The organism is Nocardia niigatensis NBRC 100131 (assembly GCF_000308655.1).
Taxonomy (GTDB): Bacteria; Actinomycetota; Actinomycetes; order Mycobacteriales; family Mycobacteriaceae; genus Nocardia; species Nocardia niigatensis.
Map to the genome: position 1 here is coordinate 26,188 of NZ_BAGC01000043.1, position 18,748 is coordinate 44,935.

An 18,748-nucleotide genomic window follows, 5' to 3' on the forward strand; every position below is an offset into this window, starting at 1 on the left:
CGAAAGTAGCGGATCGAGCCGCATTTGCGAACGGCCCTACCGGAGAATTCCTGCGGGGCCGTTGCCGTGCAATGGGTTTCAGGGTCGTTCAGGGTGCGGTGTCATACATGAGGACCATTCGGCCCTGAATTCACAGGGAATCCGTATCGCAAACGGACACCGGTCGGGCACAGTGCTGACCATGAAGTCGACATCTCTACGCCGGATCACAGCCCGTGTGGCTGTCGCCGGTGCGATCGCCCTGGTTCCTCTTGCGGCAGTGACCATTCCGGCATCGGCGGACGTTCCGCTGGACAACGCCCCCGGTGATGTGGCGTGGCCGCACCACCAGAACGGCTGGTGGGATCGCGACGACTGGCGGCACCGCCACGACCGCGACGACTGGAACCACGACCGGGACGACTGGAACCAGGGCTGGCGTCACGACAACGACGACTGCTGGTGGCGCAACGCGCTGCCGGGCAGCTTCGGCAGCTGGTAAACCCGAGACACGACCACACCTCGCGCGATCCCCCCTCACGCGCGAACAGCGAAGGCCCGCCAGGAAAAGATCTTGGCGGGCCTTCACGGCTGAAATCCCGGAACCTCAGGCCGTCACGGCGCTTGCAGGCTCTCGAACGTAACGGCGAGCGTGACCGGGGAGTCGAGAACCAAGCCGGTTCGGTGGACGTGATGCGGTTCGTACCTCAGACCCGACCAGTCCAGACGGTATTCCTCGATGCGGTCGATGATCTCCCAGCTCTTGTCGAAATGCACGATGAGATAGACGGGAATTCTCGCGCGTGCGTAGAGGACCCGTTTGATGCCGATATCCGTATCGACGGTCTCCTTCGAGGCCACCTCGATCACGAGCTGGATGTGATCTCGCACGGTGTTGACGTCGTATGGCTCGCAGTCACGGACCATGATGTCGGGGTACCGGACATTCAGCCGACGGTCGGCACGCTGATCTTCGGAGTCCGGAAGTCGAACCGCGACATCGGAATCCACCACGAGGCACGGTCCGGACGGGTGGCGCGCGGCTTCGATCATCGATGCCAGTCGACGCACCACTCGGCTGTGAGCGCCACTTTGGGACATCAGTCTGACCAGCCGACCGTCCACGATCTCGATATCACCGGCGGTATCACCGAACGCATCCGGTTCGGCGGCGAGAAACTCCTCGGCCGTCAGATAGCGGCTCTCATCTGCGGGCGATACGGTCACCGGCACCTCTCAGATCAAGCCAATGAATATCGAGGACATCGCCATCGTAGTCCGCAGTACTCCAACGACCTCGTGACATGAAACGACCCGCCGGACACGGGGTCCGGCGGGTCGTCCGAAGTCGCGAAACCCTTAGGCGGTTTCGGTGATCGGGCGGTCGACCCAGCTCATCAGGCCGCGGAGCTTGGCGCCGGTGACCTCGATCGGGTGCTCGGCGTTGGCCTTGCGCAGGGCCTCGAGCTCCTTGTTGCCGCCCTCGACATTGGCGACCAGGCGCTTGACGAAGGTGCCGTCCTGGATGTCGGTCAGGATCGCCTTCATGCGCTCCTTGGTGCCGGCGTCGATGACGCGCGGGCCCGACAGGTAGCCACCGAACTCGGCGGTGTCGGAGACCGAGTAGTTCATGCGGGCGATGCCGCCCTCGTACATCAGGTCGACGATCAGCTTGAGCTCGTGCAGGACCTCGAAGTAGGCCATCTCCGGCGCGTAACCGGCCTCGACCATGACCTCGAAACCGGTCTTGACCAGTTCCTCGGTGCCACCGCAGAGCACGGCCTGCTCACCGAAGAGGTCGGTCTCGGTCTCTTCCTTGAAGGTGGTCTTGATGACGCCGGCGCGGGTGCCGCCGATGCCCTTGGCGTAGGACAGCGCCAGCGCCTGGCCGTTGCCGGTCGGGTCCTGATCGATGGCGATCAGAGCCGGAACGCCCTTGCCGTCGACGAACTGACGACGCACCAGGTGGCCCGGGCCCTTCGGGGCGACCATGCCGACCGTGACGTTGGCCGGAGCCTTGATCAGACCGAAGTGGATGTTCAGGCCGTGGCCGAAGAACAGCGCGTCGCCGTCCTCGAGGTGCGGCTCGATGTCGTTGGTGAAGATGGACGCCTGCGCGGTGTCGGGCGCGAGGACCATGATCACGTCGGCCCACTCGGCGACCTCGGCCGGGGTGCCGACGGTCAGGCCGGCCTCTTCGGCCTTGGCACGGGACTTCGAGCCCTCCTTGAGGCCGATGCGCACATCGACGCCCGAGTCACGCAGGCTCAGCGAGTGGGCGTGGCCCTGGCTGCCGTAGCCGATGACCGCGACCTTCTTGCCCTGGATGATCGACAGATCGGCATCGTCGTCGTAGAACATCTCGACTGCCACTTTGGGTGCTCCTTCTGGATTCTGTGTTTAAAGCGTTGGTTCCCGGGCGAAATAATGCCGGGCGAGCGGGCGGGTGGCCGCTGTGACTTCCGGTTACCGGCGAGTCGTGGCGGCCGGATACTAGCGAGTCGCGGTGATGGACTTCGGTCCGCGGCCCACCGCGACGACTCCGGACTGCACGATCTCGCGGATCCCGTAGGGCTCCATCATGCGCAGCAACGCGTCGAGCTTGGAGCGGGTGCCGGTGGCCTCGATGGTCAGCGCATCGGGCGACACGTCGATCACCTTGGCGCGGAACAGGTTCACGGCCTCGATCACCTGGGTGCGCACGCTGGCGTCGGCCCGCACCTTCACCAGGATCAGTTCGCGGGCGACGGAGCTGTCCGTGTCCTGCTCGACGATCTTGATGACGTTGACCAGCTTGTTCAGCTGCTTGGTGACCTGCTCCAGCGGCAGATCCTCGACCGTGACGACGATGGTCATGCGCGAGATCTCGGGGATCTCGGTGCCGCCCACCGCGAGCGACTGGATATTGAAGCCACGCCGGGAGAACAGGCTGGCCACGCGGGCCAGCACGCCCGGCTTGTCCTCCACCAGCACGGACAGGGTGTGGGTGGTGGTCATTCCTTGGTCCCCTTCTGGGAGGCGCGCTCGTGAGCAGTCACAGAAGCCTTCTCGTGCGACATCGCCTCATGGATGACGGCCGGCTCGGAGGCGGCCTCGTCGTCGTCGAACAGCGGGCGGATGCCACGCGCGGCCATGATCTCGTCGTTGGAGGTGCCGGCGGCGACCATCGGCCACACCTGCGCGTCCTTGCCGACGATGAAGTCGATCACCACGGGACGGTCGTTGATCGACTGCGCCTCGCGGATCGCGGCCTCCACGTCCTCTTCCTTCTCCACGCGAATACCGTGGCAGCCCAGCGCCTCCGCCAGCTTCACGAAGTCGGGGATGCGCAGGGTGTGGGTGCCCAGGTCGGTGTTGGAGTAGCGCTGCTCGTAGAACAGGGTCTGCCACTGCCGGACCATGCCCAGGTTGCCGTTGTTGATCAGCGCGACCTTGATCGGCACGCCCTCGACGGCACAGGTGGCCAGCTCCTGGTTGGTCATCTGGAAGCAGCCGTCACCGTCGATGGCCCAGACCTCGCGGTCCGGCATGCCCATCTTGGCGCCCATGGCCGCGGGCACGGCGTAGCCCATGGTGCCCAGACCACCCGAGTTGAGCCAGGTGCGCGGGCGCTCGTACTTGATGAACTGCGCGGCCCACATCTGGTGCTGGCCGACGCCGGCACAGTAGATGGCGTCGGGACCGGCCATCTGGCCCAGCTTCTCGATCACGAACTCCGGCGACAGCGAACCGTCGGACGGGGTCTTCCAGCCCAGCGGGTAGCTCTCGCGCACACCGCTCAGGTAGGTCCACCACTCGCCCAGATCCAGCACCGGCGCCTGGCCCGCGGCGGCCGGGTCGGCCTTCAGGGTCTCGATCAGCTCGGCGATGACCTCGCGGCAGTCACCCACGATCGGCACGTCCGCGTGGCGGTTCTTGCCGATCTCGGCCGGGTCGATGTCAGCGTGGATCACCTTGGCGTTCGGCGCGAACGAGTCCAGCTGGCCGGTGACGCGGTCGTCGAAACGCGCGCCCAGGGTGATCAGCAGATCCGAACGCTGCAGCGCCGCAACGGCTCCCACGGTGCCGTGCATACCCGGCATGCCCATGTTCAGGGTGTGGGTGTCGGGGAACGCGCCGCGCGCCATCAGGGTGGTGACCACCGGAATGCCGGTCAGCTCGGCCAGTTCCAGCAGTTCCGCGCTGGCGTCGGCCTTGATGACGCCGCCGCCGACGTAGAGCACGGGCGCCTTGGCGTCCATGATCATCCGGGCGGCCTCGCGCACCTGCTTGCCGTGCGGCTTGGTGACCGGGCGGTAGCCGGGCAGCTTCATCTCCGGCGGCCAGGAGAACGTGGTCTGCGCCTGCAGCACGTCCTTCGGGATGTCGACCAGGACGGCGCCCGGGCGGCCGGTGGAGGCCAGGTGGAACGCCTCGGCGATCATCCGCGGGATGTCGATCGGGTCGGTGACCAGGAAATTGTGCTTGGTGCACGCCATCGTGATGCCGGAGATGTCGGCTTCCTGGAAGGCGTCGGTGCCGATCAGCGGGCGGCCGACCTGACCGGTTATGGCCACCAGCGGCACCGAGTCCATCTGCGCGTCCGCGATCGGGGTGACCAGGTTGGTCGCGCCCGGACCGGACGTGGCCATGCACACACCCACCTTGCCGGTCGCCTGCGCGTAGCCGGTCGCGGCGTGACCCGCGCCCTGCTCGTGGCGGACCAGCACGTGGCGGACCTTGGTGGAATCGAACAGCGGGTCGTAGACAGGAAGAATCGCACCGCCCGGAATGCCGAATACCGTGTCGACGTCGAGCTCCTCGAGGGAACGGACGACCGACTGCGCGCCGGTGACCCGCTCCGGCGGGACCTGGCGGCGGTTCGGAGTTGCGGCCGGAGCCGCGGTCGGCTGAGTGGCCGAAGGCGCTGGCTTGCGGGCCGAGGGCCCGGGCCGTGCGGTAGGTGCGCTCACCGTCTTGGTTCCTTACTGCTTGTCGTTCCAGTCCATGGGACTTGCCTGAACACAAAAAAGCCCCCGACAGCCAGTGGCTGTTCGAGGGTGGCGCGTCGCAGCTGCGAGCTGACGTAAATGACCTACAGTCGTCGGCTCAGCGCTGGACGCGCCGGCCGATTACGAGCAACTCGGTTCGATTCACGCGCTCGACGGTATGCGCGCGTGGGTCGATCAGTCAAACAGCTGACCTATGGGGTCTCATTATGTGAGACAGTGCGGTTAATCGGGTCCGTTCACCATGATGCAAGGATGTGGGTGTGTCCTCACAGCATCAGTCCGTGCCACCTGCTCGATCGTCCCACACGCCCGGCGCCGAATCGGACGCGGGTCGCGTGATCCGCGTCCCTCGGCTCGCTCACCTCGGGGTGTTCATCCTGCTGTTCTGCGTGGCCTTCGCCTTCTTCGGGTGGCCGCAGGTGCTGTGGATCCTGTTCGTCATCCCGGCCGTCGTGGTGGTGTGGATCGAGCGGACGCGGACGACCGTCTCGGACAATGGAATCGACACACGGACCCTGTTCGGTTCGCAGCACATCGACTGGGCCGACGTGCGCGGGCTGCGCATTCCCAAGCGCGGGTACCTGCAGCTGCATCTGGCCGACGACTCCGATGTGACCTTGCCCGCGGTCGGGTACAACCGGCTCGCGGATCTCGTCGCCGCCTCGAACGGACGCATCCCGGATCCGTTCGCGGAGCCCGAGGAAGAAGAGGAAGCGGACAAAGCCGAATCCACGGAATCTGTGGCGGAAACCACGGAATCTGTGGCGGAGACCACGAAGCGTGAGCCCGAAACGACCGAGCCTGAGGCTGATTCCGGCAAGTCGTAGGCGTTCCGGGGGTGCAGAGTTCTTACCGGCGGTGATCGATGTCATGGGCCGGGAGTAACGTTGAGCCCCGCCGGAAACCGTTGTGAGACGTACTTCTGGACAGTCGCTCAACAGCCCACTGCGACACGAACCGAGGACCTGACCAATGCCACCGCTTCGCTCACGCACCACCACCGCCGGCCGCAATGCCGCGGGCGCTCGCGCCCTCTGGCGCGCGACCGGTCTCACCGACTCCGACTTCGGGAAGCCGATCGTCGCCATCGCGAACAGCTACACCCAGTTCGTCCCCGGCCACGTGCACCTGAAGGACGTCGGCGAGATCGTGGCCGAGGCGGTCCGGGCGGCCGGCGGCGTGCCGCGCGAATTCCACACCATTGCCGTGGACGACGGCATCGCCATGGGCCACGGCGGCATGCTCTACTCGCTGCCCTCGCGCGAGATCATCGCCGACTCCGTGGAGTACATGGCCAACGCGCACACCGCCGACGCGCTCGTGTGCATCTCCAACTGCGACAAGATCACTCCCGGCATGCTGAATGCCGCCATGCGGCTCAACATCCCGGCCGTGTTCGTCTCCGGCGGTCCGATGGAGGCCGGCAAGGCCGTGGTCGTCGGCGGCGTCGCCCAGGCCCCGACCGACCTGATCACCGCCATCTCCGCCAGCGCCTCGCCGAACGTCAGCGAGGACGGGCTCACCGAGGTCGAGCGGTCCGCCTGCCCGACCTGCGGCTCCTGCTCGGGCATGTTCACCGCCAACTCCATGAACTGCCTCACCGAGGCGCTGGGTCTGTCGTTGCCGGGCAACGGCTCGACCCTGGCCACCCACTCGGCGCGGCGCGCGCTGTTCGAGAAGGCCGGACGGGTGATCGTGGACATCGCCACCCGCTGGTACCGTGACGACGACGCCTCGGTGCTGCCGCGAAACGTGGCCAATGCCAAGGCTTTCCACAACGCCATGGCCCTCGACGTCGCCATGGGCGGCTCCACCAACACGGTGCTGCACACCCTCGCCGCCGCGCAGGAGGGTGAGATCGAGTTCGATCTGCAGAGCATCGACGAGATCTCGCGCCAGGTGCCCTGCCTGTCGAAGGTGTCGCCCAACTCCGATTACCACATGGAGGACGTGCACCGCGCCGGCGGCATCCCGGCCATCCTCGGCGAGCTGCGCCGCGCCGGCCTGCTGAAGACCGACGTGACCACCGTGCACACCGCGTCCTTCGACGAGTGGCTCGACACCTGGGACATCCGCTCCGGCAAGGCTTCCGACGAAGCCTTCGAGCTGTTCCACGCCGCGCCCGGCGGGGTGCGCACCACGGTGCCGTTCTCCACCGACAACCGCTGGTCCTCGCTCGACACCGACGCCGAGGGCGGCTGCATCCGCGACAAGGAGCACGCCTACACCGTCGAGGGCGGACTGTGCGTGCTGCGCGGCAACATCGCGCCCGACGGCGCGATCCTCAAGACCGCCGGCATCGACGAGGACCTGTTCACCTTCGAGGGCCCGGCCGTGGTGGTCGAATCCCAGGAGGAGGCGGTCTCCAAGATCCTGGGCAAGGAGATCCAGCCCGGCGACGTGGTCGTGGTCCGCTACGAGGGTCCCTCCGGCGGCCCGGGCATGCAGGAGATGCTGCACCCCACCTCGTTCCTCAAGGGCGTCGGCCTCGGCAAGGTCTGCGCGCTCATCACCGACGGCCGCTTCTCCGGCGGCACCTCGGGCCTGTCCATCGGCCACATCTCCCCGGAGGCGGCCAGCGGCGGGTCCATCGGCCTCATCGAGAACGGTGACCGCATCCGCATCGACGTGCACACCCGCGCGCTCGAATTGCTGGTCCCCGAAGACGTTCTCGCCGAGCGCCGGGTGAAAATGGAAGCGTCCGAACGGCCTTGGCAGCCGGTGAACCGCGAGCGCCCGGTGACGACCGCGCTGCGTGCCTACGCCGCGCTCGCCACTTCCGCCGACAAGGGTGCCGTCCGGCGCGTGCCGTAATTCAAGAAAGCAAGGGAATGACAATCGAATACATCGGCAAGGCCGACTCCATGCTTGCCGACTACACGGCCATGCTCCAGCGGTCGGACGCCCGCAACGCCGAAGCGAAAGCGCTGCTCGCCGAGGCCGAAGAGCTGGCCGCCGAAGTCCGCGAACTCGACCATGCCGAGTTCATGGCGACGCCGGACGAGCAGGTGAAGATCAGCCAGCATCGGGCGATGCTGCACCAGGAGATCGACATCAAGTCGGGACGGGTCCTCCAGCTCCACCAGGAGACCTTCCAGGAATGGGAATCCTGGACCACGCGTCAGTGGTGAAAGGTGGTGGGGGGCAAGCCCCCCACGCCTCAGAAGGTCGATGAACCTTCACACGTCTACAAGGAAACGGCCGGATCGATCCGTTGGGATCGGCCCGGCCGCTCTGCGTTCGGGGGGGTTAGTGCAAGCCGGCTATGCCGGTCAGGGGGTTGCCGCCGTGGAGGTAGATGTAGGTGAGGAGGGCGGCGGCTATGGCGGCTATGAAGGCGGCGAAAGAGCCCCAGAAGGGTCTGGTGGCCCAGCCTCGATTGCGGTCGAGGGAGAGGCGGCCCGGGCCGGTGAGGAGGAGGGCGGTGGTGATGCCTACCAGGATCGAGTCGAGTTCCACCGAGTTGCCCTTGGCGGTGTATTGGAAGCCGGGGACCATGCCTTGCTTCCACATCCAGGCGTCGAGGATGACGGCGAGGAGGGCGCCGGCGGCGAGGGGGGTGGCCAGGCCGAGGGCGACCAGGATGCCACCGCCGAGTTCGCCGGTAATGAGGAGGGGGGCGGCGATGTCGACGTGTTTCCAGCCGCCGTTCTCCATGGAGGTTTTGATGCCGTCGAAGCCGGGGCCGTGGAACCAGCCCACGGACTTCTGCAGGCCGTGGTAGACGAAGGTGCCGCCGATGACCAAGCGCAGCAGCAGGAGTCCGAGGTCCAGGGTGCCGCGGCGGTCGTCGCGGCGGCGGACGCGGCCGTTGCTCTCGACGGGGCCGGCGGGCGCCGGCGGGATGCTGGCGAAGGAGTAGGCAGGGGACGGCTCGGTGGTGGTGGTGCTGTCGGCCGTGCCGGGGATGGCGTTCTTGACCTGGGAGTAGAGCGGGACCTCCGGGTCGAGACCGAGTTCCTCGTCGGTGCGGGGCAGTTTCTCGGTGGTCTGGACGCCGGACGTGGCGGGAAACTGTTCGGTCGGCGAATCGAAGGGGCTGCGGACCGGTCCACCGGCCGGTCGCGGTGCGGCGGGCGGCAGGTCGCCCGCCACGGCGGACTCGTTCGGCTTGTCTGTCACCCGGGTCAGAGTATTAGCCGGGACCGCTCGGCACATCACAGAACGCGGGCGTGTCCGCCGTCCGATTCGCGCCACGGCGAAGGATTGGGACACCCCGTCCGAGCGTGGACGGCAGGTTTTCCGTAACGTCTCAACCATGAGTTTGGTTGCCGCTGGCCGTGTCAGGGTGGGTGCACGGAGTGTTGTGCTGGGCGTGACGCTCGGCGCCGTGCTGCTGTCCGGCTGCGCCCGCTTCGACGATCGTGCCTCGAGCCCGTTCACCACGGAGCCGACCTGGCAGGACGCCGAACCCAACACCACCACCCCCAAGGCCCCGCCGACCAATGCCAAGCGCCCGGATCTGCCGTGTGTGGATCCCGATCTGGCCGTCGTGGTCTCGTGCCTCGACACCACCGCGGGCCTGGTGGCGCTGCCGGATGGCGGGAGCGCGCTGGTGGCCGAACGCACCACGGGACGCATCCTGAAGGTGATCGCCACCGACGAGGGTGAACCGCCCGCGCCGATCGAGATCGCCAAGCTGGATGTGGATCCGGCCGGGGACGGCGGCCTCACCGGTCTGGCGCTGTCGCCCACGTTCACCGAGGACGGACTGATCTACGCCTATGTGACCACCGGCGGCGACAACCGGGTGGTGCGCATCTCCACCGACGGCGGCGTGCCCAAGCCGATCCTGACCGGAATCCCGAAGGGAGCCAACGGCAATCGCGGTTCCATCGATTTCGCGGCGCAGAACCGCATGCTGGTGCTGACCGGCGACGCCGGCAATCCGTCGCTGGCGGCGGACACCAATTCGATGGCCGGCAAGCTGCTCAGCATCAACTCCCCCGCGCCCGGCGCCGCCGCCGACGTGGTGGTGACCGGCATCGGTGTGGCGGGCGGGGTGTGCTCGGACGGCAAGGACTCCATCTGGATCACCGACCGCACCGCCACCGAGGACCGGCTGCAGCGGGTCGGCCCCGACGGTGTCGCGGTGAAGGCGTGGACCTGGCCCGATCACCCGGGTGTGGCGGGCTGTGCCGCCGCCTCGGACGGTGTCGCGATCTCCATGACCAACCAGAAGGCGCTGGCTCTCGCCACGGCCGACAAGAACACGCACGCGGTGACCGCGGCGCCGGCGCTGCTGGCACAGGACAAGTACGGTCGTCTCGACGGCGCGACCCTCGGCGGGGACGGCAATATCTGGGTCGGCACCGTGAACAAGCCCGACGGCAGTCCCAATCAGTACGACGACCGCGTCGTGCGGATCCCGCCGCCGTCCGCGGGCCAGGGCAACGGACCGGACTAGCCACCGGATGCCACTGCGGCGCACAGCGAAAGCTGTGCGCCGCAGTCCTTTTCAGAGCAGTTGAGGATGCCGCCGGAGCGGAGCCGGGCCCGAACCGTTCACACGGCAGCGGCGACCGGCATCTGCAGTTCCACGACCCAGCCATCCGAAGTCGGATCCTCCGGCGCATCGAGGTAGACCTCACGGATGGGAGCGCAAGGGGCGTAACGGTTCTCGTCGGCCCAGCGGCCCATCGCCTCGAAGGACACGCACAGCTCGGCCAGCTTGCCGCGGTGCACGAGGGTGGCGGCCTGCGAAATCTCCGGCAGCAGACGCAGATCGAAGGCGGTGCCCGGCGCGGCGGTGCCCGCGACCTGGTGCGCGACATGCACGCGCAGGCCCTCGTCCAATTCCTCGTAGTACACGACCGGCGCGCCGGCGATGGTGAGGCCGGCTTCCGGGATCGCCTTCCCGAGCCGGGCGTAGAGCCGCTCGATGATCGGGCCCACCGCGGCCTCCCCGGATTCGGCCGCGACATCGCTCATTTCGGCGACCAGCGTGGCGGACAGTGGCTTCACGACGATTTCCTGCTCGGGCATGACGCCCTCCTTCTCGATACGCAGGAGCCTCGCCTCGACGCTCAGGAGCCGTGCGGTGTCCGCGGCCAACTGATTGGCCAACTGCGCGCGCCGCAGTTGCAGCATGCCGTGCAGTCGTTCCGCGGACAGCTGCCCGTCGAGCATCTCGGCCACCTGTTGCAGGGTGAAGCCGAGATCCTTCAACGCGACGATGCGGTTGAGCCGTGCGAGCTGATCGGCCGCGTAGAACCGATAGCCCGAGCACGGATCCACCTCGGACGGCGGGAGCAGTCCGATCTCGTCGTAGTGGCGCAGCATGCGCACCGACACCGACCCGAACCTGGCGAAGTCTCCGATACTGAACATGACTCCTCCAGGTGTAGGACCTCACACGGTGTGAGGGTCAAGCCCGGTGGCTAGCCTTCGACACCGCAGGCGGCCAGGACCAGTTCGCGGACGCGGGCCGCGTCGGCCTGGCCGCGGGTGGCCTTCATGACGTCGCCGACGACCTTGCCGGCGGCCTGAACCTTGCCGGAGCGGATCTTCTCGGCGATGTCCGGGCTGGCGGCGAGGGCCTTCTCGACCTCGGCCTGCAGGGCGGAGTCGTCGGAGACCATGCCGAGGCCCTTGGCCTCGACGATCTGGCCCGGCTCGCCCTCGCCGGCGAGGACGAAGTCGACGACCTGCTTGGCGACCTTGTTGTTGATGGTCTTGGCGTCGACCAGCCCGGCCACCTCGGCGACCTGCTTCGGGGTGATGGGCAGGTCCTCGAGCGCTGAAACATTGCGCTCCTTGGCCTTCTCGGTCAGGTAGGCGACCCACCAGGAGCGGGCGGCGTCGACCGAGGAACCGGCGTCGACGGTCGCGATGATCAGGTCCAGCGCACCGGCGTTGACCAGGTCGCGGAACACCTCGTCGGACAGGCCCCAGTCGGACTGGATGCGGGCGCGGCGCAGCCACGGGTACTCCGGAATCGTGCCGCGCAGCTCCTCGACCCAGGCGGCGTCGGGCGCGATGGGCTCGAGGTCGGGCTCCGGGAAGTAGCGGTAGTCCTCGGCGGTCTCCTTGACACGTCCGGCGGAGGTGGTGCCGTCGGTCTCGTGGAAGTGGCGGGTCTCCATGAGGATCTCGCGGCCGGAGGCCAGCACGGCGGCCTGCCGGCGCATCTCGAAGCGCACCGCGACCTCGACGCTGCGCAGCGAGTTCACGTTCTTGGTCTCGGTGCGGGTGCCGAATTCCTTGGCGCCCTTGGGCATCAGCGACACGTTGGCGTCGCAGCGCAGCGAGCCCTGCTCCATCTTCACGTCGGAGACCCCGAGGGACTTGAGCACCTCGCGCAGCGCGGTCACATACGCGCGGGCCACCTCGGGCGCGCGCTCGCCCGCACCCTGGATGGGCTTGGTGACGATCTCGATGAGCGGCACACCCGCGCGGTTGTAGTCGAGCAGCGAGTGCGAGGCGCCGTGGATGCGACCGGTCGCGCCACCGACGTGCAGCGACTTGCCGGTGTCCTCCTCCATGTGGGCGCGCTCGATGTCGACGCGGAAGACCGTGCCGTCATCGAGCACCACATCCAGGTGGCCGTTGGTGGCGATGGGCTCGTCGTACTGGCTGATCTGGTAGTTCTTCGGCTGGTCCGGGTAGAAGTAGTTCTTCCGCGCGAACCGGCCCCACGGGGTGATGGAGCAGTTCAGCGCGAGCCCGATGCGGATCGCGGACTCGACGGCCTTCTCGTTCACCACCGGCAGCGAGCCCGGCAGGCCCAGGCACACGGGGCACACCTGGGTGTTGGGCTCGGCGCCGAATTCGGTCGGGCAGCCGCAGAACATCTTGGTCGCGGTGCCCAGCTCGACGTGTACCTCCATGCCGAGCACCGGTTCGTACCGGTCGATGACATCGGAGTAGTCCATCAAGTCCACGGTCGCTGCGCTCATGCGCTCCATCCTATTTACCCCCCGATCAGTCCACGGCGATGGCCTCCACGATGGGCAGCCGGGCCGCGCGCAGGGCGGGGGGAATGGCACCCAGCAGGGACAGTCCGAGCGCGATGAAGGCGTAAGCGACCAGCAGTGGGCTGGGCTGATAGCGGATGTCCATGGCGATGGCATGCCCGAGCGCGACGGTGGCCAGGTAGTGCACGGCCGAGCCGACCGCCAATCCGAGTGCGGCGCCGGTCACTCCGATGCCGGCGGCCTCGGTGAGGACGGCGCGCAACAGGAAGCGGCGGCTGGTGCCCATGGCCCGCAGCACCCCGAGTTCGCGCCGGCGGTCGAGCACCGACAGCATCAGCGTGTTGAGCAGCGCGACCGCCGACACCACGACCACGATCCAGAGGATGGCCGAGCTGATCGAGGTGCCCTGCCGGACGCTGGACGAAATCGCGGTCACCGCAGCGCGTCCGGTGCTGACGTGGATATCGGCCGGTACCGCGGCGCGCACGGCCGCCATCACCGCGGCAGGGTCCGCGCCGGGCGCGAAGTCGATGCCGATGATGGTTTCGCCCGGCCGCTGATACCACTCGCGCAGGATGTTCAGGTCCAGCACCACCACGCCCGCGATGGCGGAGAAGTAGGGCACCACCTTCAGCACCTGCACGTGGTGTTCACCGGTCGGGGTGGGCAGGGTCAGGTCGGAACCTTCGTGCACGCCGAGCGAGCGGGCCACGTCCCGGGAGATGACGACGCCCTCGCCCGCGGCCATGCGCGCCTGCTCGGCCTGGCTCACGCTGTCCAGCACCGAGGTTCGCGCCACGCCGCCCTCGTAGGCCTGCAGCATGACGCGGCCGCGGCCCAGGGTCGCGAAAGCCATCTGGGCCGAACCGACACCGCCGACGCCGGGGATGGCGCTCAGTTTCTGCTTCAGGTCGGACGGCAGCAGCGGCCCGGTCGGGAACTGTTCCATGGCGGTCGGGCTGACGAACACGTCGGTGCGGGCCAGGCCCTCGAAGCTGTCGGTCGCGGCGCTGACCATATTGCGGCTGGCATTGCCGATGGCGACGATGGCGGTCACGCCGATCATGACGGTCATGACGGTGGCCCACACCCGGCGCGGGGCGCGTTCGATGGTGGTGGCGCCCAGGGCGCCGGGCGCGCCGAAGAGCCGGGCCACCGCGGCGACCACGCGCACGATGGGTTCGGTGGCGGCGAAGCACAGCACGACCGCGCCGGCGATGGACAGCGAGATCGCCCCGATGGAGAGCCGGCCCAGATCCGCCTCGGCCACCACCACGGCGCCGGACACCATGATCAGGCCGAGAATCGCTGCGATCCAGCGGATCACCGGTTTCACGGTGTCGGCCGCGCCGACGCCGATGGGGGCCAGCGCCTCGATCGGCGCGACCTTGTACACCTGCCGCGCGGCGATGGCGGCCGCGGCGACGCTGGCCAGTACACAGGCCAGGATCGCCACCGGTACCGCGTACCCGGGCACCTCGTACTCGGTGCGCGATTCGACGGAGTTCACGATGGCGGCGGGCAGCTGATGGATAGCGGTGCGGCCCATGAAGATTCCGATGATGGAGCCGCTGATGGCGCCGAACAGGCCGAGGATCGCGGCCTCGGCGAGCAGATCGCGCACCACGGGCCCGCGCTTGCCGCCCATGGCCCGCAGCAGCGACAGTGTCGGGCGGCGTTGCGCCACGGCCATGCTCATGGCGTTGTAGATGAGGAACGAGGACACGATGAGCGCCGAGGCCGAGGAGGCCAGCGTCGAGTAGCGCACCAGCATGACCGCGCCCCCGGCCTGCGCGGTCCGCAGATCCGGATCGGCGACCACGGCCCGTCCCGCGACGGCCTTCGTGAGATCCGAACGCAGTTGGCCGATATCGGCATTCGGCGCGGCGATGATCTGCACCGAGTCCAGCCGGCCCTCCCGTCCGGTGATCTTCTGCGCCACCGGCAGCAGCGCCATCGCGATGTGCCCGCCGTTGATCTTGGCCGCCGTCGAGTCATCGATGACGCCCGCGACGGTGGCGGTCACGGTGCCGAGCTGGAACTTGTCGCCCTCCTGATAGCCCATGGCGGAGCCGACCAGGACGCCGTTGCTGACCGTGAGCAGCTTGCTCGCCTGATCGGTCACCGTCCCGCCGAGGTCACTGCCCAGCTGGGCGGCGGACGGGTCCGCGCCGACCAGCAGGGCGCGATTGTCGTCGGCCCCGATGGACTGACGCACCATCGGCACCGCCGTGCCGACCCCGGGCACGGACCGGATCTGTTGCAGCAGTTGCTGATCGAAGCCCGCGTCGGTGATGCCGCTGACCTCGAGCACCGCCTTGCCACCCAGACTGTGGGTGAGCTTGTCCACCGAGCCGGTGATGGAGCCGGAGATGCTGAACACCGAAACCAGCAGTCCCGCGGACACTCCCATCACCACCATGGCCATGGTGGTGCGGCCGCGGTGGGCGAAGAGCTCGCCGATATTGAACAGCCGTAGCCGGTCCAGGGCAGCGCGAATCATGCGTGCACCGCCCCGGCGTCATCGGCGGCGACTTCGGGAGCCGAGCCGTTGCGCCCTGGTTCAGGAACAGTGCGGACCTCGCCGTCGTCGCCGCGCTCGACCCGATCGATGGACCCGATCAACCCGTCGCGCAGATTGATCACCCGGTCGCAGTACCGCACCGCGCCCATATCGTGGGTCACCATGACCACGGAGTTGCCCTGCTCGGTGATGTCCGCGAGCAGCTGCAGGATCGAGGCGCCGGTCTTGGAGTCCAGGTTGCCGGTCGGTTCGTCGGCCAGGATCAGGGGCGGATCCATGATCAGCGCCCGCGCCACCGCGACGCGCTGCATCTGGCCGCCGGACAGCTCGGCCGGCCGATGCTCGGCGCGTTCGCTGAGTCCCACCAGGTCGAGCAGTTCCAGCGCCCGCGGCTTGGCCTTGCGTAATCCGGTGCCGTCCAGCAGTTTCGGGATGGCGACGTTCTCCCAGGCGGTCAGCGTGGGCAGCAGGTTGAAGAACTGGAAGACGAAACCGACGCGGTGCCGCCGGAATTCGGACTGCCGGTCGTCGTCCAGGTCGCCGATCTCCTTGTCCTGGAAGCGAATCGACCCGGTGTCCGGCGAGTCCAGCGCTCCGAGCAGGTGCAGCAGCGTGCTCTTGCCCGAACCGGACGGCCCGACGATGGCGGTGAACTCCCCCGCCTCGATGCGCAGGCTGATCCCGTCCAGGGCGCGCACGGTCTGCTCGCCCACCCGGTATTCCTTGGTGACGTCGGTCAATTCCAGCATTGGTCGTTCCCCTCTGATGATCAATACCCGCCGGTGTCTATCAGCTGGCCAGCGCTCGCGCACGCGGACGGGCGAAATACAACCGGTCGGTGTCGTAAGTGTCGAGGATCGCGCGCAGCGCCGGCTGCTCGGCGCACAGCTCCGCGTACACCTCGACCGCCAAAGCACCCTTCTCCATTGCGTTTTCCATTTTCACGGTCAAGTGGTTCTCCCAGCGATTGCGCAGCGCGAGCAGCACGCCGCCGGGGCCGCCGAACAGTCGCTCCAGCTCCGGGAGATTGTCGAACAGCTTGGGATCAGCGGGATTTCGGGCCGCGCGATCGAGAACGATGTGCAGGATGTCGGTACGAGCGTGGAAGTCTGCCCAGGACATGGCCCCCAACCTTTCGTTGTGCGCGCACCTCATCGGGGGTGGGCGCGTGTGCCGTTGTCCCCAAACTACGATCGCCGCGATGCCCCTGTCGTCGTGCCGGGGACGCGACTTGACCTCCTACTCCGGTAGGAGACGTGCCCCTGCCGCCGGACGATGTACGCGGTCTGTTCCGACGGATAGCCTTGCAGAATGAACGTGACCGGCGCCACCCCCGATGCGGTCGGGCAGGCGTTACGGGAGTTACGGGAGTGGCTGCACGAGACCGGTGTCCGATCCCGGGAGTACGTGCGCAACCCGGTCCGCGAGTACCGGCGCTGGGTGGAGGAGACCGGCTTCGACTACCCGGTCTCGATGGTGGTGCTGGTGGACGTGATGCTGTACACCGTCAGCACGATCGCCTTCGCCCAGCGGGTGGCCGCGGGATACTTCCCCAGCGTCTTCGCCCTGTCCGCGCTGCTGGTCGTCTACCTCACCGGACCGCCGTGCGTGGTGCTCAACCTGCCTCCGCGCCCGGTGCTGCTCGCCGGGCTGACCATCGCGGCGGTAGCGTTGTTCCTGGTCCAGCCGGTACCGCTGGACGTCTCACCGATACTCCTGATCGTGGTGACCGGCGAGGTCGCGGCCATCACCCGCACGGCCGTGAGCACGGCGGTCGCCCTGGCCATGTTCGCGGAGATCATGTTCTTCGGATACCTCGGCCATATCGACGGGCTGACCTGGTTCGCGCTCGGCATCCTCTTCGGCTGGTTCACCGGGCAGCTACTGAACTACCAGCGCCGCTACCTGTATCAGGAGCGCGACTATCAGGAGGTCCGCGCGCTGCAGGCCGCCGACGAGGAACGCCGGCGCATCGCCCGCGAGGTGCACGACGTGATCGCGCATTCGCTGAGCATCACACTGCTGCACGTGACGGCGGCCCGGCACGCGCTGCAGACCGACCAGGACGTGGACGAGGCCGTGGACGCGCTGTCCGACGCCGAACGCCTGGGCCGCCAGGCCATGGCCGACATCCGGCGCACCGTGGGCCTGCTCGGCGCGCCGTCGGCCACGGTCGCTCCGGAGCCGGGCCTGAACGACATCGACGATCTGGTCTCCGATTTCCTGCGCGCGGGGGTGGAGGTCGACTACCGCATCGAGGGCGACCGGTCCGCGGTCACCGCCGCGGTGGGACTGGCCATGTACCGGATCTGCCAGGAATCCCTCGCGAATGTCGCCAAGCACGCCCCGGGCGAGCGCGCCCGCCTGCGAATCCGGCTGCGCCCCAAGTACATCGACATCGCGGTCGCCAATACACTGGCCGCCGGGGCGGGTCAGCGCACCGGGAACGGCATGGGGATCTCCGGCATGCGGCAACGCGTCGCACCCCTGGCCGGACGGTTCACCGCGGGCCCCGACAAAGACGGCTGGCGGGTGCACGCCCGCATCCCGCTGACCGGCGGCGTGTCCTGCCCGGTCAATGCGGTCGAGGACCATCTGCAGGCCATCCTGGAATCGATGAATCACAAAACGCCCCAGGAGGGTACGTGAGCGACCGTTCGGACGACGAGCTGATCGGCGTGCTCGTCGTGGACGATCAGGAACTGGTGCGCGGCGGACTCCGCCGAATCCTGCGCCGACGGGACGGCTTCCTGGTGAGCGAATGCGCGGACGGGGACGAGGTGCCCACCGCCGTCACCGCGCACCGACCGGACGTGGTGCTGATGGACCTGCGGATGAAACGGATCGGCGGCATCGAGGCAACCCGGACGCTGCGGACGGCCGCGGACGCGCCACCGGTCCTCGTGCTCACCACCTTCGACGACGACCAGTTGCTGTCCGGTGCCCTGCGGGCGGGCGCCGCCGGATTCATTCTCAAGGACTCTCCCGCCGAGGATCTGATCCGCGCGGTCCGGACCGTCGCCGCCGGCGGCTCCTGGCTCGACCCGACGGTGACGCCGCAGGTCCTGACCACCTACCGGTCGGCCCGTCCCGCCCCCGCGGCCGACGGCAATCGCCTGTCCGAGCTGACCGTTCGCGAACTCGAGGTGCTCGAGCTGATCGGCCGCGGCCGCCTCAACGCTGAGATCGCGCGCACACTCGGTATCTCGGAGGTAACGGTGAAGAGCCACGTGGGACATATCTTCGGGAAGCTCGGGTTACGCGACCGTGCCGCGGCCATCGTCTTTGCGTTTGACCACGGCGTAGTGGCACCGGGAGAATCCACCCTCTAAAGGTGG

General features: G+C 68.0%; 17 protein-coding genes. 7 read left to right on the top strand and 10 right to left on the bottom strand.

Annotation, left to right across the window (positions count from 1 at the left end; genetic code table 11):
* The first annotated feature begins 259 nt into the window (after window positions 1-259).
* Window positions 260-481, top strand: a complete 222-nt coding sequence (locus ON33_RS41330; RefSeq protein ID WP_157184585.1) for a hypothetical protein — start codon at window positions 260-262, stop codon at window positions 479-481.
* 113 nt (window positions 482-594) lie between these two features.
* Here ON33_RS41330 and ON33_RS17460 read toward each other — a convergent pair whose 3' ends face one another.
* The 4 genes from ON33_RS17460 to ON33_RS17475 form a co-directional block, all read right to left on the bottom strand.
* Complete coding sequence (locus ON33_RS17460) at window positions 595-1,206, bottom strand: Uma2 family endonuclease (protein WP_040860495.1); 612 nt, start codon at window positions 1,204-1,206, stop codon at window positions 595-597.
* A 132-nt stretch (window positions 1,207-1,338) separates the two neighbouring features.
* The gene (gene ilvC / locus ON33_RS17465; protein ID WP_174391548.1) at window positions 1,339-2,340 is read right to left on the bottom strand and encodes a ketol-acid reductoisomerase; all 1,002 of its coding nucleotides are present in this window, start codon (window positions 2,338-2,340) and stop codon (window positions 1,339-1,341) included.
* A 132-nt stretch (window positions 2,341-2,472) separates the two neighbouring features.
* Window positions 2,473-2,976 carry an acetolactate synthase small subunit gene (gene ilvN, locus ON33_RS17470; RefSeq protein WP_040860049.1) on the bottom strand — a complete coding sequence of 168 codons (504 nt, stop codon included), beginning with the start codon at window positions 2,974-2,976 and terminating at the stop codon, window positions 2,473-2,475.
* A complete protein-coding gene (locus tag ON33_RS17475; protein WP_040860050.1) occupies window positions 2,973-4,931 on the bottom strand; it encodes an acetolactate synthase large subunit in 1,959 nt (652 codons plus the stop codon). The genes ilvN and ON33_RS17475 overlap by 4 nt, the downstream gene beginning before the upstream one ends.
* A 299-nt stretch (window positions 4,932-5,230) precedes the next feature.
* Here ON33_RS17475 and ON33_RS17480 point away from each other — a divergent pair, with 299 nt between their 5' ends.
* From ON33_RS17480 to ON33_RS17490, 3 genes are all read left to right on the top strand, one after another.
* Window positions 5,231-5,797 (top strand): PH domain-containing protein, encoded by a 567-nt coding sequence (locus ON33_RS17480; RefSeq protein WP_063711035.1) that lies wholly within the window; start codon window positions 5,231-5,233, stop codon window positions 5,795-5,797.
* 145 nt (window positions 5,798-5,942) lie between these two features.
* Window positions 5,943-7,784, top strand: a complete 1,842-nt coding sequence (gene ilvD / locus ON33_RS17485; RefSeq protein WP_040860051.1) for a dihydroxy-acid dehydratase — start codon at window positions 5,943-5,945, stop codon at window positions 7,782-7,784.
* A 17-nt stretch (window positions 7,785-7,801) separates the two neighbouring features.
* Window positions 7,802-8,101 carry a hypothetical protein gene (locus ON33_RS17490; RefSeq protein ID WP_040860052.1) on the top strand — a complete coding sequence of 100 codons (300 nt, stop codon included), beginning with the start codon at window positions 7,802-7,804 and terminating at the stop codon, window positions 8,099-8,101.
* A gap of 118 nt (window positions 8,102-8,219) precedes the next feature.
* Here ON33_RS17490 and ON33_RS17495 read toward each other — a convergent pair whose 3' ends face one another.
* A complete protein-coding gene (locus ON33_RS17495) occupies window positions 8,220-9,092 on the bottom strand; it encodes a DoxX family protein (protein ID WP_051152401.1) in 873 nt (290 codons plus the stop codon).
* Between the two features lie 136 nt (window positions 9,093-9,228).
* Here ON33_RS17495 and ON33_RS17500 point away from each other — a divergent pair, with 136 nt between their 5' ends.
* Window positions 9,229-10,377: a PQQ-dependent sugar dehydrogenase gene (locus tag ON33_RS17500; RefSeq protein ID WP_040860053.1), complete on the top strand. Its 1,149-nt coding sequence runs from the start codon at window positions 9,229-9,231 to the stop codon at window positions 10,375-10,377.
* A 98-nt stretch (window positions 10,378-10,475) separates the two neighbouring features.
* Here ON33_RS17500 and ON33_RS17505 read toward each other — a convergent pair whose 3' ends face one another.
* Genes ON33_RS17505 through ON33_RS17525 form a run of 5 tightly spaced genes read right to left on the bottom strand, consistent with a single transcriptional unit; the run spans window position 10,476 to window position 16,532 of the window.
* Window positions 10,476-11,300, bottom strand: coding sequence for a MerR family transcriptional regulator (locus ON33_RS17505; RefSeq protein WP_040860054.1), 825 nt, complete (start codon window positions 11,298-11,300; stop codon window positions 10,476-10,478).
* Between the two features lie 50 nt (window positions 11,301-11,350).
* A complete protein-coding gene (gene gatB, locus ON33_RS17510; RefSeq protein ID WP_040860498.1) occupies window positions 11,351-12,868 on the bottom strand; it encodes an Asp-tRNA(Asn)/Glu-tRNA(Gln) amidotransferase subunit GatB in 1,518 nt (505 codons plus the stop codon).
* Window positions 12,869-12,893: 25 nt separating this feature from the next.
* Window positions 12,894-15,389 (bottom strand): FtsX-like permease family protein, encoded by a 2,496-nt coding sequence (locus ON33_RS17515; protein WP_040860055.1) that lies wholly within the window; start codon window positions 15,387-15,389, stop codon window positions 12,894-12,896.
* A complete protein-coding gene (locus ON33_RS17520) occupies window positions 15,386-16,159 on the bottom strand; it encodes an ABC transporter ATP-binding protein (protein WP_083869050.1) in 774 nt (257 codons plus the stop codon). The genes ON33_RS17515 and ON33_RS17520 overlap by 4 nt, the downstream gene beginning before the upstream one ends.
* Window positions 16,160-16,199: 40 nt before the next feature.
* The gene (locus ON33_RS17525) at window positions 16,200-16,532 is read right to left on the bottom strand and encodes a hypothetical protein (protein ID WP_051152402.1); all 333 of its coding nucleotides are present in this window, start codon (window positions 16,530-16,532) and stop codon (window positions 16,200-16,202) included.
* A 189-nt stretch (window positions 16,533-16,721) separates the two neighbouring features.
* Between ON33_RS17525 and ON33_RS17530 the strand changes: the two genes are divergently transcribed.
* Together ON33_RS17530 and ON33_RS17535 are read left to right on the top strand one after the other, a co-directional pair.
* Window positions 16,722-18,059 carry a sensor histidine kinase gene (locus tag ON33_RS17530; RefSeq protein ID WP_051152403.1) on the top strand — a complete coding sequence of 446 codons (1,338 nt, stop codon included), beginning with the start codon at window positions 16,722-16,724 and terminating at the stop codon, window positions 18,057-18,059.
* Window positions 18,060-18,088: 29 nt separating this feature from the next.
* Entirely contained in the window at window positions 18,089-18,742 is a 654-nt protein-coding gene (locus ON33_RS17535; RefSeq protein WP_040860502.1) for a response regulator, read from the top strand.
* Window positions 18,743-18,748 lie beyond the last annotated feature (6 nt).

Bases quoted from the DNA above. Each gene is read 5' to 3' on its own strand.
- ilvC (WP_174391548.1), bottom strand. From the start codon at position 2,340: ATGTTCTACGACGACGATGCCGATCTGTCGATCATCCAGGGCAAGAAG.
- ON33_RS17505 (WP_040860054.1), bottom strand. From the start codon at position 11,300: ATGTTCAGTATCGGAGACTTCGCCAGGTTCGGGTCGGTGTCGGTGCGC.
- ON33_RS17500 (WP_040860053.1), top strand. From the start codon at position 9,229: ATGAGTTTGGTTGCCGCTGGCCGTGTCAGGGTGGGTGCACGGAGTGTT.
- ON33_RS17515 (WP_040860055.1), bottom strand. From the start codon at position 15,389: ATGATTCGCGCTGCCCTGGACCGGCTACGGCTGTTCAATATCGGCGAG.
- ON33_RS17520 (WP_083869050.1), bottom strand. From the start codon at position 16,159: ATGCTGGAATTGACCGACGTCACCAAGGAATACCGGGTGGGCGAGCAG.
- ilvD (WP_040860051.1), top strand. From the start codon at position 5,943: ATGCCACCGCTTCGCTCACGCACCACCACCGCCGGCCGCAATGCCGCG.
- ON33_RS17525 (WP_051152402.1), bottom strand. From the start codon at position 16,532: ATGTCCTGGGCAGACTTCCACGCTCGTACCGACATCCTGCACATCGTT.
- ilvN (WP_040860049.1), bottom strand. From the start codon at position 2,976: ATGACCACCACCCACACCCTGTCCGTGCTGGTGGAGGACAAGCCGGGC.
- ON33_RS17490 (WP_040860052.1), top strand. From the start codon at position 7,802: ATGACAATCGAATACATCGGCAAGGCCGACTCCATGCTTGCCGACTAC.
- gatB (WP_040860498.1), bottom strand. From the start codon at position 12,868: ATGAGCGCAGCGACCGTGGACTTGATGGACTACTCCGATGTCATCGAC.
- ON33_RS17530 (WP_051152403.1), top strand. From the start codon at position 16,722: ATGAACGTGACCGGCGCCACCCCCGATGCGGTCGGGCAGGCGTTACGG.